This window comes from Actinoplanes sp. 13 (assembly GCF_056134165.1).
In genome coordinates, this window is the sequence record NZ_JBVYOQ010000014.1 from 144093 (window position 1) to 158650 (window position 14558).

Sequence of the window (14558 nt, forward strand, 5' to 3'; positions counted from 1 at the left end):
GCCTCCTGAAGGGTGCGACCTCCAGCTTGACCGTTAGGGTGTGTTCGTGCGGGCGGTTCCATGATTCATCTACCGCTGGTCCGGCAAGGACCACTTCGGGCTCTCGGCCTACGGGTCGTGATGGCCTGCACTCTCGTGTTGGTCTCGGTCGCCGTCATCTACGCGGACCGCGAGGGGTACCGCGATGTCAACGAGGACGGCCTGACTCTCCTCGACTGCTTCTATTACGCCGTCGTCTCGCTCTCCACCACGGGGTACGGCGACATCACCCCGGCGACCCAGAGCGCGCGGCTGGTGAACGTCCTGTTCATCACGCCCGCCCGGGTGCTCTTCCTGATCATTCTGGTCGGCACCACACTGGAGGTGCTGACCGACCAGTACCGGAAGGGCCTGCGGGTCACCCGGTGGAGGCGAAAGTTGAAAGACCACGTGATCATCTGCGGTTACGGCACCAAGGGCCGGGCCGCGGTCGCCGCACTGCTGGAGACCGGGTACGAGAAGTCCCGCATCGTGATCGTGGAGAACCGTGAGGCCGGTGTCCGGCAGGCCGCGGCCAGCGGGCTCGTCGTGATCGAGGGCGACGCCACCCGGTCCGTGGTGCTGAACGAGGCGGACGTGAAGAACGCCAAGTCCGTCATCATCGCCACCGACCGTGACGAGGCCTCGGTCCTGATCACGCTGACCGTGCGCCAGCTGACCGCCGGCCAGGTGCGGATCATCGCGGCTGTCCGGGAGCAGGAGAACGCCGCCCTGCTGAAGCAGAGCGGCGCGCACCACGTGATCGTGTCGTCGTCCACGGCGGGCCGGCTGCTGGGCCTGACCACCACCGCGCCGCCGCTGATCGACGTGGTGGAGGATCTGCTGACCCCGGGTCAGGGCATGGCGCTGGCGATGCGCTCGGCGGAGCGGGCCGAGGTGGGCCGCAATCCTCGTCAGCTGCCGACGCTGGTGGTCGCGTTGATCCGGCGGGGCAAGGTGCTGCCGCTGGGCGGGGAGCACGCGATCAACATCGAGACCGGCGATCTGCTGGTCTACATCCGTGACGAGGAGAGTGCTTCCAACGGCGTCTCGGTCTGACCCGTGGCGATCTGAGACACCACATCGCATGGGCGAGCGGCGGGTGTGGTGACTCAGGGTGCGCTGGGCGCCCGAAGTCACCACACAGAAGCAGTGGCCGTCAGATGATGGTCCAGGTGTCGCCGGCGTTGAGCAGCTCGCCGAGCATCTCCTCCGGCGTGCCGGTGGCCTGGGCCTTGGCGTCCAGCACCTGCTTGCGCACGATCTCGTCGTACGACGGGCGCCGCACGTTGCGGAACACCCCGATCGGGGTGGTGCTCAGGTCCGAGCCGGAGAGGCGGCTGAGGGCGAACGCGTACGCCGGGTCGTCGACCGTCGCGTCGTGGACGATAGCGGTGCCGCCCTCCTGCACCTTCAGACCGAAACTGCCCTCCGGGTGTACGACCGAGAAGCGCTCGTCCGGGCCGAAGGTGATCGGCTGACCCTGCTCCAGCCGGATCAGGTGCTCGTCCCGCGTCGACGGGTCCTTGACCAGCTCGAACGCGCCGTCGTTGAAGATGTTGCAGTTCTGATAGATCTCGACGAACGCGGAGCCCTCGTGCTCGGCGGCCGCGCGCAGCACCGACTGCAGGTGCTTGCGGTCCGAGTCGATGGTGCGGGCCACGAACGTCGCCTCGGCGCCGAGGGCCAGCGAGAGCGGGTTGAACGGCGAGTCCGCCGAGCCGGCCGGTGTCGACTTGGTGATCTTGCCGATCTCCGAGGTCGGGGAGTACTGCCCCTTGGTGAGCCCGTAGATCCGGTTGTTGAAGAGCAGGATCTTCAGGTTCACGTTGCGGCGCAGCGCGTGGATCAGGTGGTTGCCGCCGATCGAGAGCGCGTCGCCGTCGCCGGTGACCACCCAGACGCTGAGGTCCGGGCGGGAGGAGGACAGGCCGGTGGCGATCGCCGGCGCGCGGCCGTGGATCGAGTGCATCCCGTAGGTGTTCATGTAGTACGGGAAGCGGGACGAGCAGCCGATGCCGGAGACGAAGACGATGTTCTCCCGCGGGATGCCGAGCTCCGGCATGAAGCCCTGCACCGCGGCGAGGATGGCGTAGTCACCGCAGCCGGGGCACCAGCGGACCTCCTGGTCCGACTTGAAGTCCTTGGCGGTGAGCTTCACCGTGACCGGGCTAGCCATTCTTGACCACGTCCTCGAGCATGCTCTCCAGGGTCGCGGCGGTGAACGGCAGGCCGCTGACCTGGTTGAAGGGGACCGCGTCGACCAGATATCTCGCTCGGATCACCGCAGCGAGCTGGCCGAGGTTCATCTCCGGGACGACCACTCTGTCGTACCCGGCAAGCACGTCGCCGAGATTGGCCGGCAGCGGCGCGAGGTGCCGCAGATGGGCCTGAGCGATCGGCAGGCCGCGCTGGCGCAGCGCCCGGCAGGCGGCGCCGATCGGGCCGTAGGTGGAGCCCCAGCCGAGGACGAGCACGCGGGCGTTCTCCTCAGGGTCCTCGACGTCCACGTCCGGCACCGGGATCGCGTCGATGCGCGCCTGCCGGGTCCGCACCATGAACTCGTGGTTGGCCGGGTCGTACGAGATGTCGCCGGTCTTGTCGGCCTTCTCCAGACCACCGATCCGGTGCTCCAGGCCCGGGGTGCCGGGGACCGCCCAGGGCCGGGCCATCGTCTCCGGATCCCGCAGATATGGCAGGAACCGCCCGTCCGGGGTGTTCGGCTCGGTGGTGAAGGCGACCCGCAGGTCCGGCAGCTCGTCGACGGACGGCAGCAGCCACGGCTCGGAGCCGTTGGCCACGTAGTTGTCGGAGAGCAGGATGACCGGGGTGCGGTAGGTCAGCGCGATCCGGGCGGCCTCGATCGCCGCGTGGAAGCAGTCCGACGGCGACTTGGGCGCGATCACCGCGAGCGGGGCCTCGCCGTGCCGGCCGAACAGCGCCATGTTGAGGTCGGCCTGCTCGGTCTTGGTGGGCATGCCGGTGGACGGCCCGGCACGCTGCACGTCGACGATGACCAGCGGCAGTTCCAGGGCGATGGCCAGCGAGATCGTCTCGCCCTTGAGCGCGACGCCCGGGCCCGAGGTGGTGGTGACGCCGAGCGCCCCGCCGTACGACGCGCCGAGCGCCGCCCCGATCGCGGCGATCTCGTCCTCGGCCTGCATGGTGGTCACGCCGAACCGCTTGTGCTTGGAGAGCTCGTGCAGGATGTCCGAGGCCGGGGTGATCGGGTACGCCCCGAGGAAGACCGGCAGCCCGGCGCGGACCCCGGCGGCCACCAGCCCGAGCGAGAGCGCCTGGTTGCCGGTGATGTTGCGATAGGTGCCGGGCCGCATCTTCGCGGGCTTCACCTCGTATCGCACCGAGAAGGCCTCGGTGGTCTCGCCGAAGTTCCAGCCGGCCCGGAACGCCGCCTTGTTCGCCGCGACCAGGTCCGGACGCTTGGCGAACTTGCGCTCCAGGAACCGCAGGGTGGACTCGAAGGGCCGCGAGTACATCCAGCTGAGCAGGCCCAGAGCGAACATGTTCTTGGCGCGCTCGGCGTCCTTCTTCGCGACGCCGGCGTCGGCCAGCGCGCCCACCGTCATCGACGTGAGGGCCACCGGGTGCACCGCGAACTCGGCCAGCGAGCCGTCCTCCAGCGGACTGGTCGCATATCCGACCTTCGCCAGATTTCTTTTGGTGAACTCGTCGGTGTTCACGATGATGTCGGCGCCGGCGGGCAGCTCGGCCACGTTGGCCTTGAGCGCCGCCGGGTTCATGGCGACCAGCACGTTGGGCGCGTCGCCGGGGGTCAGGATGTCGTAGTCGGCGAAGTGCACCTGGAAGCTGGACACGCCCGGGAGCGTGCCGGCCGGCGCGCGGATCTCCGCCGGGAAGTTGGGCAACGTCGAGATGTCGTTGCCGAGCTGAGCGGTCTCCGAGGTGAACCGGTCCCCGGTCAGCTGCATGCCATCGCCGGAGTCGCCGGCGAATCGGATGACCACCCGATCCAGCTGCTCGACTCGCTTCGCGGGAGCGGCCACGTTCAACCTCCAAAAGACGCGGTCCGGCGACTCAGGTCCGTCGATGGGCCGGCCCGTACATCGTCAGTTCCACAGTACGTCGCCGCTCCTTACGAGGCGGTCGCGGACCGTTGACCACAGTAGCCACGAGTGGCGAGGACCAGCCAACAAAGTCCACCATGCGGCACGTCGCGGTCGGCCGCTCGTCGGTTAGGCTCCCCGATCGTGGACGGATATCTCGGTTCGTACGCCACGCTGGGCCTGGTGCTCGCCGCCGGGGTGCTGCTGTTCGTGGCGGCGTTCGGGGCGAACCGGCTGCTGCGGCCGGCCAGTCCGGCCGAGCCGCCCGGCAAGCGGATCTCGTACGAGAGCGGCATCGACCCGGTCGGCGGCGACTGGGCCCAGGCGCAGATTCGGTACTACGTTTACGCGTACCTCTATGTCCTCTTTGCGGTGGAAGCCGTATTTCTCTTCCCGTGGGCGTTGATCTTCGACCGACCCGAGTTCGGCGGTCCGGCCGTCGCGGAGATGGGTGTCTTCGTCGCGGTGCTCGCGCTGGGCATTCTTTACGCCTGGCGCAAACGCATCCTGACCTGGACCTGACCCCCGCCGGGGGAGTCGCGGGGGCAACCGACCGGGTGGCGGGCTCGCCACCGGAAAGCGGACATGCCAACATCGTGCGCATGGGTCAGCTTCTCCTCTTCGTTGTCGTGGCGCTGGTCGTCGCGACGATCGTCTTCGGCGTGACCGTCCTGCTCAGCGGAGGCGACTCCGGGCTGACCCCGGTCGAGCCCGACGGCCGGGCGGTGCCGCTGCCCAGCGACCGCCCGCTGGGGGAGAAGGACGTCTCCGAGACCCGGTTCGACACCGCCTGGCGCGGCTACCGGATGGCCCAGGTGGATCAGGCGTTGCAGCGCGCGGCGTACGACATCGGCTACAAGGGTGAGCTGATCGGCGTGCTGGAGGCCGAGGTCACCGCCCTGCGCGAGGGCCGCCTCGCGGACGCCGACGCGCTGCGCAAGGCCCGCGAGGCCGCGGCCGCACCGCCCGCACCGGCCGGCCCACCGCCGACCGCTGAGCCGGGCAACGCTGGGCCGGGCAACGCTGGGCCGGGCAAAGCTGGACCGGGCAACGCCGGGCCGGCCGCCGAGAAGACCCCGGAGCCGGCCGGAGCCGTTGCCGCCGACAGCCCGCTCATCGAGGTGGGCGACGTGCCGCCCGCCAAGGGGGAGCCGGCGGACCGCCGATGACCGGCGTGGGACCCGCGGACGGCCCAGCCGGGGGCCTGGGCGACGCGGCCAGGCCCGGATCCGGGGAGTTCACCGCCACGGTGATCGTCAACGCGCCGGCGTCCAAGGTCTTCGCCGCCTTCATGGACTGGGAGAAGCAGTCCGAGTGGATCCCCTTCACCCGGGTCCGGGTGGTCGAGGGCGACGGCGGCGAGGGCAGCCTGGTCGAGGCGGTCACCACGATCGGCCCGGCGGTGATCCGCGACGAACTGCGGGTGGCCAAGGTCAACGCGCCGTACGAGGTGCGCGTCGTGCACTGCGGAAAGGTGCTGCGCGGCCCTGGCGCGATGCGGTGCACCGCGATGTCCGGCGACCGGACCCAGGTCGTGCTGCACGAGTGGTTCCACCTCCCGGCCGGCGCGGTCGGCAAGCTCGCCTGGCCGGTGCTCTGGCCCGGCTCCAAGCTCGGCTTCACCGGCGCCCTGAAGAAGTTCGGGCGGCTCGTGGAGCAGGGGCGGCTCCCATGACCGAAGCATTCGCAGCGTGTGAAGTTGCGGCTCGGATCGAGCCGCAACTTCACACGCCAGGGTGGCTGCCGTGACCAAGGCAAGCGCAGCGTGTGAAGTTCGGGCTCGGATCGAGCCGCAACTTCACACGCGGGGACGGCTGCTGTGACCGACGGGCTGGTGATCGGGGCGGACGGGCGGCCGCGGTGCTTCTGGGGCGCGAGCACCCCGGAGTACACGGCGTACCACGACGACGAGTGGGGCAAGCCGGTCCGCGGCGACGACGCCCTCTTCGAGCGGCTCACCCTGGAAGCGTTCCAGTCCGGCCTCTCGTGGATCACCATCCTGCGCAAGCGCCCCGCGTTCCGGGCCGCCTTCGACGACTTCTCGATCGCCAAGGTGGCGCGGTACACCGAGGCCGACGCCACCCGCCTGATGGCCGACGCCGGCATCGTCCGCAACCGGATGAAGGTGGACGCCGCGCTGCACAACGCCCGGGTCGCCGCCGAGCTGCCGGAAGGGCTCTCCGCGATGCTCTGGTCGTTCGCGCCGGCCGCCCGCCCGCGCCCGCGCACCCGGGCCGACGTGCCGGCTGTCACGGCCGAGTCCACGGCGCTCGCCAAGGCGCTGAAAAAGCGCGGGTTCAAGTTCGTCGGACCCACCACGGCGTACGCGTTGATGCAGGCCACCGGCATGGTCGACGACCACCTCGAGGAGTGTTGGGTCCCACCCCGAAACGGTTGACGACCCCCGTGATGAGATGGACCGCATGGCGCAGTGGTCGGTGATCATTTCGGACGAGCAGTGGGCGACCGAGCGGTTGTTCCAGCATGATGTCGTGACCGTGGCGGGCGGCCCGGCGGAGGCCTCCGCCGGTGACGAGGTCGTCCTGCTGGCCGAGGACAAGGTCGTCGCGCTGGCCCGGGTGGAGAAGACCGAGGGCGGCGAGCTGGTGCTGGGTTACCGGCGGCGCGCCTTCGACGAGCCGGTCCCGGCCGAGGGGCTGACCGGCGGCCCGCTCGACGCGGCCACGTTCCGCCGGCTGGCCGAGCGGCTCGGCGCGGCGGCCGACCGCAAGCCGTGGCTGGTCAGCGTGGCGATGCCGATCGAGGCGAACTCGCCGGCCGAGGCGGTGCGCCAGTTCTGGTCGCACGTGCTGGAGCTCGGTCCGGCCGAGCTGCCCACCTATGTCTGGCCGTCCGGCGACGAGCTCGCGATGCAGGCGTTCGTCCTCGGCGCCGAGGCCAACCAGGACCCCGAAGAAGACGAGGACGACGACTGAGCCCCCGCTGTCGCCCTTCACAAGCGTCAGCGTGCCCTGACCCCGCCCCCCGATGGCCGTCCGTCCACCGGGGGGCGAGAATCCCACCCCGCTCGAGCTAGCGCGACAGTCGCTGACCCGCCTGGCGCAGCCAAGCGGGTCAGCGACCCTCGTAGACCGGCTTCTGCTTGCTCAGGAAGGCCGAAACCGCCGCCCGGTGATCCCCGGTGGCCCCGCAGATCGATTGGGCCTGAGCCTCCGCGGCAAGGGCGTCGCTGAGCGTCCCCGCGTCGCCGATGGACAGCTCCCGCTTGATCGCCCCGTACGCCACCGTCGGCCCCGCCGCGAGCCGCGCCGCCAGCTCCTGCGCCACCGGCAGCACCTGCTCGTCGTCCTCGGCCAGCTGGGAGAGCATCCCGATCCGGTACGCCTCCTCGGCCTTCACCGGCTGGGCGAGCAGCAGCAGCTCCAGCGCCCGGGCGTGCCCGACGATCCGCGGCAGCGACCACGAGATGCCGCTGTCGCCGGCCAGACCCACGTTGGCGAAGGCCATCAGGAACTTGGTCGACGGGCCGCCGATCCGGAAGTCGGCGAGCAGCGAGAACGACGCCCCCGCGCCGGCCGCCATGCCCCGCACCGCGGCGACGACCGGCTTCGGCATGTTCGCCAGACGCTGCGCGATCGGGTTGTAGTGCGCCTGCACGGTGTTCAGGTCGGTGGAGCCGGCGTCCAGCAGGGCCGCGTGCTCGCGCAGGTCCTGACCGGCGCTGAAGGCGGTGCCGGCCCCGGCCAGCACGATGGCGCGGCATGACCGGTCGCTCTCCAGCGTCGCCAGGGTGTCGCGCAGCGCCTCCTTGAGGTCGACGGTGAAGGAGTTCATCGCCTCGGGGCGGTTCAGGGTGAGGGTGACGACAGCGTCTGTGCGGTCGACGAGGAGGGAGTCGGTCTTCAGTCCGTTCGTGGGTGGCGGGTGGGGCGGTCGGATGGCGGTCATGAGTCTGAGAATCCCACACGACCTCCACGGCTGGCCGCCTGCAGGCAACGTTCCACGTAGCGGTCGGCCGCCGGCCGTAACCGGGTGGCGTGCTTGTCGAAGAAGGCGGCGGCGCGCACCCCCGGCCAGCCCGGCGGCAGCAGCGCGCCGGGCAGTTGCGGGTCCTGGAAGAGGAACGACCGCCAGGCGTGCACGAGGCGGAACCGGGCCGCGTACGCCTCCTCGTCGGAGCTACGCGCAGTGACCGCGGTGACGACCGGACGTAGATCGGTGACGAAATCTTCGTACGACTTTCCGATCCGTTCCAGGTCCCACGCCCGCCCGACGATCTCGGCGGCGCCCGCGGAGCCGGCGGTGTGGCCGGCGCTGAACCGGTCGTACCCCGCTTCCGCCTCGGCCAGCGTCGCCTCGATCTCGTCGGAGGCTCGGGGCGCGACCCAGACCTGTTCGGTGAGCGGGCCGTAACCCAGATAGGCGAGCCGGGCGGCTTCCCGTCGCGCCGGTGGCTCGTACAGGAGGATCATGTCGAAGCGCCCGTCCCAGCCGCCGCGACCGGTTCGGTACACCCGGCCCGCCGCCTCGTCGAGGCGCCGGGCCGCTTTCGGCGTGAGCAGATATCCGGGTCCGGAGGCCAGACGAAGGGGGTGCAGCCATCCTTGTCGCACCATTCGCGACACCGCTGTACGAACTGCGGGCGCCGCGATGTCGAGCGGGGCGAGCAGCCGCACCAGGGCCGAGACCGGCGCCCGCGAGCCACGAGCGCGCAGGTAATCGCCGTACAGGTCGAAGAGTGCGGACCGCGCCTGCATGACCGCACATTGTGACAGCCGAAAACGTTATATGCTAGATGCTGTCACATCCGCCCGGGCTGGGTTTGGGTTCGCCGGTGTTCATCAGGGAAAATGTTTGATCGGCACGGTGGGCCGCAACGCGTGGAGACGTGAAACGGCCTGTACGGCCGCCGGTCGGAAACGAGCATCGCGTCACGTGGGGCTGAGCACGTGGCGTGTTGCTGTGCATTCCAGGAGCAAGTGGCTGTGGGGCAACCCACCGACCCTGACGTAGGTCTGAGGGGAGACAAGATGGCGGCGATGAAGCCGCGGACGGGCGATGGTCCGCTGGAGGTCACCAAGGAGGGTCGTGGCATTGTCATGCGCGTCCCGCTGGAGGGTGGTGGCCGTCTCGTCGTGGAGATGACCCCGGACGAGGCCAACGCGCTCGGTGACGCGTTGAAGTCGATCGCCGGCTGACGTTTCACGCGAGCCCGCCGGTACGGTACCGCCCGTACCGGCGGGCTTTCCACGTCTTACGGAAAGGTCATCCTCCCGTGTTCGCAATCCGTTTGACCGAGGCTCCCGACACCGGCGCGACCTGGGTGATCCCGGTCGGCCCGGACGGGCCGGTACCCGCCGGCGACGTCGATGCCGAGGTGTCCGCCCTGGCCGCACAGACCGAGGGCGCCGGTGCGGCCGGGCGGGTGGTGGCGTTGCCGCGTCCGCTGGGCGTGCCGGCCCGGGTGTTGCTGACCGGCATCGGTGCGGGTGACGAGGCCGGCTGGCGCGCGGCCGGTGCCGCGGTGATTCGCGAGGCGGGCGACGACGACCTGGAGGTACGGCTGCCGGCCGGCGCCGGCGAGGCCGCGCTGCGGGGCCTCGCGGAAGGCCTCTGGCTGGGCGGTTACCGCTATCGCGACGCGCCGAAGGCGGCCCGGCCCGGCGAGGTGCGGGTCGTTGCCGACGACCCCCGGCGGTACGACCGGAGCCTCACCCTGGCCCGGGTGACGGCCACGGCGACATGGTTGGCCCGGGACCTCACGAACACACCGTCCTCGGTGAAGAACCCGCAGTGGTTCGCCGACCAGATCGTCGCCGAGGCCGCCGGGCGCCCGGGGCTGACCGTGACCGTGCTGGCCGGTGACGACCTGCTCCGCTTCGGCGGGCTGCGCGCGGTCGGCGGCGGCTCCGCCACCCCGCCCCGGTTCGTCGAGCTCTCCTGGCAGCCGCCCGGTGCCACCACGCACGTGGTGCTGGTCGGCAAGGGCATCACCTTCGACACCGGCGGCATCTCGATCAAGACGCGCGACGGCATGAAGTTGATGAAGAAGGACATGGGCGGCGCGGCCGCGGTCGTGGCGGCCACGCTCGGCGCCGCGGACCTGGCCCTTCCGGTACGCGTGACCGCGCTGGCTCCGCTCGCCGAGAACGCGGTCAGCGGCTCCGCCTTCCGCCCGGGTGACGTGATCACCCACTTCGACGGCTCGACCAGCGAGAACACCAACTCCGACGCCGAGGGCCGGATCGTGCTGGCGGACGCCCTGGCGTATGCGGCGGAGCGCCTGCGGCCCGACCTGGTCCTCAACCTGGCGACGCTGACCGGCGCGAACGCGGTCGCCCTCGGCAAGCGCCTCGCCGCGCTGTACAGCCCGGACGACGACCTGGCGAAGGCGCTCACCGAGGCCGGCGAGGCAGCCGGTGAGCGGATGTGGCAGCTGCCGCTGGCCGACGACTACACCGACAACCTGCGCAGCGACATCGCCGACCGGGTCAGCGCGCCGGCCGGGCCGGGCTCGGTGATGGCCGCACTGTTCCTGCGCGACTTCTTCGGCGACACGAAGTGGGCCCACCTCGACATGTCCGCGCCGAGCTGGGCCGACGCCGACGACCTCGACCTGGTCAAGGGCGCTACCGGCTGGGGGGCTCGGATGTTGCTCCGATACCTCTCAACGCTTTACGGCGGCCAGTAAGCCGGCGCCGGACGGGATCACCGCGGGGATCCAGTCCTCGGACTCGCGGATCGCCTTGACCGTCTCGCGGATGGTCAGGGTGTCCACGTCCCGGGCCGACGGGTCGCTGATCCGGCCACCCGCGTGCGCGCCGTTCACGATCAGCACCCCACCCGGACGGAGCAGCCGCAGGGCCGCCTCCGTGCACGCGGCGAACTCGGTGGTGTCCGCGTCCACGAAGATCAGGTCGTAGGCGCCGTCGGCGAGCCGGGGCAGCACGTCCAGCGCGCGCCCGCTGATGATCCGGGTCCGGGACGAGGCGAAGCCGGCCTCCAGGAACACCCGGCGGGCGATCCGCTGATGTTCGTGCTCCACGTCGATGGTGGTGAGCACCCCGTCCGGGCGCATGCCGCGGAGCAGCCAGACGCCGCTCACGCCGGTGCCGGTGCCGATCTCGACGACCGCCTTGGCGTTGCCGGCGGCGGCCAGCAGGCGCAGCACGGAGCCCGCCCCGGGTGAGACGCAGGGCAGGCCGAGCTCGTGCGCCAGGGAACGCGCGGTCTGCTGGACCTGGTCCTCGGTGGCGTAGGTCTCGGCGAACAGCGTTGCCTGCGGCGCCGGCTGACCGAATGAGCGGGCTGGACCGATGATGACGACCTCCGGACGAAGCGGTGATGGTCGCGGCGCAACCGCGCACATCGGATAAGAGAGTAGAGCGATGCCCTCTGGTGATGCACCACACCGTCGATGCACAAACAGTCCAGTCGGACCGCCAGTGGCATCGGTGGGAAGGTGGTATCCGGCGGATCCGTGTCATCCTGGAGGCTCGGAGCCGGGAGGACGACGAGTGGAGGCACCGAGTTGACCGACGGCTGGAACTGGCGCCGGCCACCGACGTCGCCTGGTTCGGGCGTGCCCGGAAGCCCGCCGACGCCGCCGCCCGGTTCGCCGTGGTGGTCCGATGCGACGGCCGACCCGTGGCGCGATCCGTACTCTTCGTCGGCCGTGCACCTGCCCCCTCCGCCGCCCACCGGCGGACCACCTCTGGACCCGGTTGCCAACCCTGACGCGCCGCGCCGGTCACTCACCCCGGTCCTGCTGATCTGCCTGGTCACGGCACTGTTGGCCGGTGGTCTCGGCGGGACGCTCGGCTTTGTGTTCGCGGTCCGCGGCGGCTATGTGGCGAACGCCGGCACCCAGCTGGGCGGCCCGCCGCAGCAGGTCCCGGAGTCCGCGCAGCGGGCCCCCGAGTCGCTCGCCGGGGTCGCCCAGCGGGTGGCTCCGAGCGTCGTCACGGTCCACGTCACCGGCGCGATCGGATCCGGCTTCGTGGTCTCCACCGACGGTTACGTGATCACCAACGACCACGTCGTGGAGAGCGCCGACGAGGTTCTGTCGGTCTCGTTCAACGACGGGTCCTCGGCCTCGGCCCGGCTCGTCGGCCGGGATCCGGAATCCGACATCGCAGTGATCAAAGTCGCAAAGAGCGGCGTGGTCCCGGTGGAGCTGGGCGACTCGGACGCGCTCGCGGTCGGTGACCCGGTGCTCGCGTTCGGTTCACCGCTGGCCCTGAAGAACACCGTGACCCAGGGCATCGTGAGCGCCCTGGACCGCACGCTCGAGGCGGGCGACCCGGGCGGCACCACGCGCTACTACGCGGCCATCCAGACCGACGCCGCGGTCAACCAGGGCAACTCCGGCGGCCCGCTGGTCAACGCGGCCGGTCAGGCGATCGGGGTCAACTCGGTGATCCGATCGGTCGGTGGCGCCGACACCGAGGCGGGCAACATCGGCCTCGCCTTCGCCATCCCGATCAACCAGGCCAAGCGGGTCGCGCAGGACATCATCGACACCGGCAAGCCGCGGCGCACGGTGATCGGCGCCGAGGTGGTCACCGGCGAGACGGCCGGCGGCGCCCGGCTCCGCTCGGTGGAGCCCGCCGGACCGGCCGGCGCGGCCGGCCTGAAGAGCGGTGACGTGGTCACGAAACTGGACGGGCACCTGGTCGAGGAGGGCACCGATCTGATCGCCCTGGTCCGCAAGTACGCGCCGGACTCGGTGGTCGCGGTGGAGTACCGCCGGGGCAACCGGAGCGCCACGGCATCCGTGACACTCGCCGCGGACACCAACTGATCACCGGACGGGGTGTCGTTCGTTCCCGGATCGTGCGTACGCTTGGCCCGGGACGCCTGGGAGGCTGCACGTGTTCGAGAACTTGAACTGGTGGGAGATCGGCGCGCTGCTCATGCTGGCGCTGTTGATCTTCGGGGAACGCCTGCCCAAGGTGATCGGCGACGGCTTGCGCCTGCTGCGCGGCCTGCGCAACATGGCGCAGAACGCGACCACCGACCTGAGCCGGGAGCTGGGCACCGACATCCAGCTCGAGGATCTGCACCCGAAGGCGTTCATCCGCAAGCACCTGCTCAGCGAGGAGGACGAGGCGGCGATCCGCAAGCCGCTGCAGACCCTCTACGACGACGTGAAGCAGGATCTCAACGGCGTCCGGACCGAGCTGAACGAGGTGGCCTCGGCCGCCGACTTCAAGAACGGCAGCACCCCGAAAGCGGCGACGCCGGCCGAGGTCACCCCTCGACCGGCGCAGCGTTACGACCTCGACGCGACCTGAGCCGACCCGCGACCTGAGCCGGCCCCAGAGACGCTGCGCGGCGGTCAGCGCTTGGCGTTGACCATCAGGCTCAGCGGCTTGCCGACCAGTGACTCCCGCCGCACGGCGAGCTTGTCGGCCACCGCGTCCAGCGCCTTGGCCGCCGGCGCGTCCGGCTCGGCCAGCACGATCGGCGTGCCGTCGTCACCGGCCTCCCGCACCCGGGTGTCCAGCGGGATCTGGCCGAGCAGCGGCACCCGTGCCCCGATGGTCTGGGTCAGCGACTCCGCCACCTTCGCGCCGCCGCCCGCGCCGAAGACCTCCATGCGGGAGCCGTCCGGCAGCTCCAGCCACGACATGTTCTCCACGACGCCGACCAGGCGCTGGTGGGTCTGCAGGGCGATCGCGCCGGCCCGCTCGGCCACCTCGGCGGCGGCCGTCTGCGGGGTGGTGACCACCAGGATCTCCGCGTTCGGCAGCAGCTGGGCCAGCGAGATGGCCACGTCGCCGGTGCCGGGCGGCAGGTCGAGCAGCAGCACGTCCAGGTCGCCCCAGTAGACGTCGGCGAGGAACTGCTGGAGCGCCCGGTGCAGCATCGGGCCGCGCCACACCACCGCGGCGTTGCCGGCGGTGAACATGCCGATCGAGATCACCTTCACGCCGTGCGCCTGCGGCGGCATGATCATGTCTTCGACCCGCGTGGGTGCCCCGTCCACGCCGAGCATCCGCGGCACCGAGTGGCCGTAGATGTCCGCGTCGACGACGCCGACCGACAGGCCCCGCTTGGCGAGCGCCGCGGCCAGGTTCACGGTGACGCTCGACTTGCCGACACCGCCCTTGCCGCTCGCCACCGCGTACACCCGCGTCCGTGAACCCGGTTGGGCGAAGGGGATGACCGGTTCCGCCGTGGCGCCACCACCGCGCAGCGTGCTCTGCAGCGCCTTGCGCTGCTCCTCGTCCATCACCCCGAAGTTGACCTGGACCCGGTCGATGCCGGGGATCTTGGTGAGGGCGGCGGTGATGTCGTTGTTGAGCTTGTCCCGCAGCGGACAGCCGGAGACGGTGAGCAACAGGTCGACCTTGACCAGACCGTCGCCGACGGTGAAGCCGGCGACCATGCCGAGGTCGGTGATCGGGCGGCGGATCTCGGGGTCGTCGACGGTCGCCAGGGCGGCCTGGATCGCGTCCTCGAGCGTCGATGCAGGAGCGGACATGATTG

The 14558-nt window shown here is 70.8% G+C and carries 16 protein-coding genes; 10 read left to right on the plus strand and 6 right to left on the minus strand.

Annotated features, from left to right (window positions below; translation table 11 throughout):
- The first annotated feature begins 60 nt into the window (after nt 1-60).
- A complete protein-coding gene (locus AC0NH5_RS25590; RefSeq protein ID WP_474408356.1) occupies nt 61-1077 on the plus strand; it encodes a potassium channel family protein in 1017 nt (338 codons plus the stop codon).
- A 100-nt stretch (nt 1078-1177) separates the two neighbouring features.
- Here AC0NH5_RS25590 and AC0NH5_RS25595 read toward each other — a convergent pair whose 3' ends face one another.
- Both AC0NH5_RS25595 and AC0NH5_RS25600 read right to left on the minus strand, forming a co-directional pair.
- Nucleotides 1178-2197 carry a 2-oxoacid:ferredoxin oxidoreductase subunit beta gene (locus tag AC0NH5_RS25595; RefSeq protein ID WP_474408358.1) on the minus strand — a complete coding sequence of 340 codons (1020 nt, stop codon included), beginning with the start codon at nt 2195-2197 and terminating at the stop codon, nt 1178-1180.
- Nucleotides 2190-4043, minus strand: coding sequence for a 2-oxoacid:acceptor oxidoreductase subunit alpha (locus AC0NH5_RS25600; RefSeq protein WP_474408360.1), 1854 nt, complete (start codon nt 4041-4043; stop codon nt 2190-2192). The genes AC0NH5_RS25595 and AC0NH5_RS25600 overlap by 8 nt, the downstream gene beginning before the upstream one ends.
- A 204-nt stretch (nt 4044-4247) precedes the next feature.
- Between AC0NH5_RS25600 and ndhC the strand changes: the two genes are divergently transcribed.
- The 5 genes from ndhC to AC0NH5_RS25625 all read left to right on the plus strand — a co-directional run bounded on the left by ndhC (nt 4248) and on the right by AC0NH5_RS25625 (nt 7039).
- On the plus strand, nt 4248-4625 hold the full coding sequence (gene ndhC / locus AC0NH5_RS25605; protein ID WP_474408362.1) for an NADH-quinone oxidoreductase subunit A: 378 nt from the start codon (nt 4248-4250) through the stop codon (nt 4623-4625).
- A gap of 80 nt (nt 4626-4705) precedes the next feature.
- Nucleotides 4706-5272: a DivIVA domain-containing protein gene (locus AC0NH5_RS25610; RefSeq protein ID WP_474408364.1), complete on the plus strand. Its 567-nt coding sequence runs from the start codon at nt 4706-4708 to the stop codon at nt 5270-5272.
- Nucleotides 5269-5778 carry an SRPBCC family protein gene (locus AC0NH5_RS25615; protein ID WP_474408366.1) on the plus strand — a complete coding sequence of 170 codons (510 nt, stop codon included), beginning with the start codon at nt 5269-5271 and terminating at the stop codon, nt 5776-5778. The genes AC0NH5_RS25610 and AC0NH5_RS25615 overlap by 4 nt, the downstream gene beginning before the upstream one ends.
- Nucleotides 5779-5922: 144 nt before the next feature.
- Complete coding sequence (locus AC0NH5_RS25620) at nt 5923-6501, plus strand: DNA-3-methyladenine glycosylase I (protein WP_474408368.1); 579 nt, start codon at nt 5923-5925, stop codon at nt 6499-6501.
- A gap of 25 nt (nt 6502-6526) precedes the next feature.
- Entirely contained in the window at nt 6527-7039 is a 513-nt protein-coding gene (locus AC0NH5_RS25625; protein ID WP_474408370.1) for a hypothetical protein, read from the plus strand.
- Nucleotides 7040-7178: 139 nt separating this feature from the next.
- Here AC0NH5_RS25625 and AC0NH5_RS25630 read toward each other — a convergent pair whose 3' ends face one another.
- Both AC0NH5_RS25630 and AC0NH5_RS25635 read right to left on the minus strand, forming a co-directional pair.
- On the minus strand, nt 7179-8012 hold the full coding sequence (locus AC0NH5_RS25630) for an enoyl-CoA hydratase/isomerase family protein (RefSeq protein ID WP_474408372.1): 834 nt from the start codon (nt 8010-8012) through the stop codon (nt 7179-7181).
- Complete coding sequence (locus tag AC0NH5_RS25635) at nt 8009-8821, minus strand: PaaX family transcriptional regulator (RefSeq protein ID WP_474408374.1); 813 nt, start codon at nt 8819-8821, stop codon at nt 8009-8011. The genes AC0NH5_RS25630 and AC0NH5_RS25635 overlap by 4 nt, the downstream gene beginning before the upstream one ends.
- A 273-nt stretch (nt 8822-9094) precedes the next feature.
- Between AC0NH5_RS25635 and AC0NH5_RS25640 the strand changes: the two genes are divergently transcribed.
- Complete coding sequence (locus tag AC0NH5_RS25640; RefSeq protein ID WP_014447667.1) at nt 9095-9262, plus strand: DUF3117 domain-containing protein; 168 nt, start codon at nt 9095-9097, stop codon at nt 9260-9262.
- 77 nt (nt 9263-9339) lie between these two features.
- Complete coding sequence (locus AC0NH5_RS25645; RefSeq protein ID WP_474408376.1) at nt 9340-10755, plus strand: leucyl aminopeptidase family protein; 1416 nt, start codon at nt 9340-9342, stop codon at nt 10753-10755.
- Here the strand turns inward: AC0NH5_RS25645 and AC0NH5_RS25650 are convergent.
- Nucleotides 10732-11433 carry an O-methyltransferase gene (locus tag AC0NH5_RS25650; protein WP_474408378.1) on the minus strand — a complete coding sequence of 234 codons (702 nt, stop codon included), beginning with the start codon at nt 11431-11433 and terminating at the stop codon, nt 10732-10734. The genes AC0NH5_RS25645 and AC0NH5_RS25650 overlap by 24 nt on opposite strands.
- A 162-nt stretch (nt 11434-11595) precedes the next feature.
- Between AC0NH5_RS25650 and AC0NH5_RS25655 the strand changes: the two genes are divergently transcribed.
- A complete protein-coding gene (locus tag AC0NH5_RS25655; RefSeq protein WP_474408380.1) occupies nt 11596-12867 on the plus strand; it encodes a S1C family serine protease in 1272 nt (423 codons plus the stop codon).
- Nucleotides 12868-12937: 70 nt separating this feature from the next.
- Nucleotides 12938-13360 carry a Sec-independent protein translocase subunit TatB gene (locus tag AC0NH5_RS25660; RefSeq protein WP_474408381.1) on the plus strand — a complete coding sequence of 141 codons (423 nt, stop codon included), beginning with the start codon at nt 12938-12940 and terminating at the stop codon, nt 13358-13360.
- 44 nt (nt 13361-13404) lie between these two features.
- Here the strand turns inward: AC0NH5_RS25660 and AC0NH5_RS25665 are convergent, their stop codons facing one another.
- Nucleotides 13405-14553 (minus strand): Mrp/NBP35 family ATP-binding protein, encoded by a 1149-nt coding sequence (locus tag AC0NH5_RS25665; RefSeq protein WP_474408383.1) that lies wholly within the window; start codon nt 14551-14553, stop codon nt 13405-13407.
- Nucleotides 14554-14558 lie beyond the last annotated feature (5 nt).

Bases quoted from the DNA above. Each gene is read 5' to 3' on its own strand.
- AC0NH5_RS25635 (WP_474408374.1), bottom strand. From the start codon at position 8,821: ATGCAGGCGCGGTCCGCACTCTTCGACCTGTACGGCGATTACCTGCGC.
- AC0NH5_RS25640 (WP_014447667.1), top strand. From the start codon at position 9,095: ATGGCGGCGATGAAGCCGCGGACGGGCGATGGTCCGCTGGAGGTCACC.
- AC0NH5_RS25650 (WP_474408378.1), bottom strand. From the start codon at position 11,433: ATGTGCGCGGTTGCGCCGCGACCATCACCGCTTCGTCCGGAGGTCGTC.
- AC0NH5_RS25630 (WP_474408372.1), bottom strand. From the start codon at position 8,012: ATGACCGCCATCCGACCGCCCCACCCGCCACCCACGAACGGACTGAAG.
- AC0NH5_RS25625 (WP_474408370.1), top strand. From the start codon at position 6,527: ATGGCGCAGTGGTCGGTGATCATTTCGGACGAGCAGTGGGCGACCGAG.
- AC0NH5_RS25615 (WP_474408366.1), top strand. From the start codon at position 5,269: ATGACCGGCGTGGGACCCGCGGACGGCCCAGCCGGGGGCCTGGGCGAC.
- AC0NH5_RS25665 (WP_474408383.1), bottom strand. From the start codon at position 14,553: ATGTCCGCTCCTGCATCGACGCTCGAGGACGCGATCCAGGCCGCCCTG.
- AC0NH5_RS25610 (WP_474408364.1), top strand. From the start codon at position 4,706: ATGGGTCAGCTTCTCCTCTTCGTTGTCGTGGCGCTGGTCGTCGCGACG.
- AC0NH5_RS25595 (WP_474408358.1), bottom strand. From the start codon at position 2,197: ATGGCTAGCCCGGTCACGGTGAAGCTCACCGCCAAGGACTTCAAGTCG.
- AC0NH5_RS25590 (WP_474408356.1), top strand. From the start codon at position 61: ATGATTCATCTACCGCTGGTCCGGCAAGGACCACTTCGGGCTCTCGGC.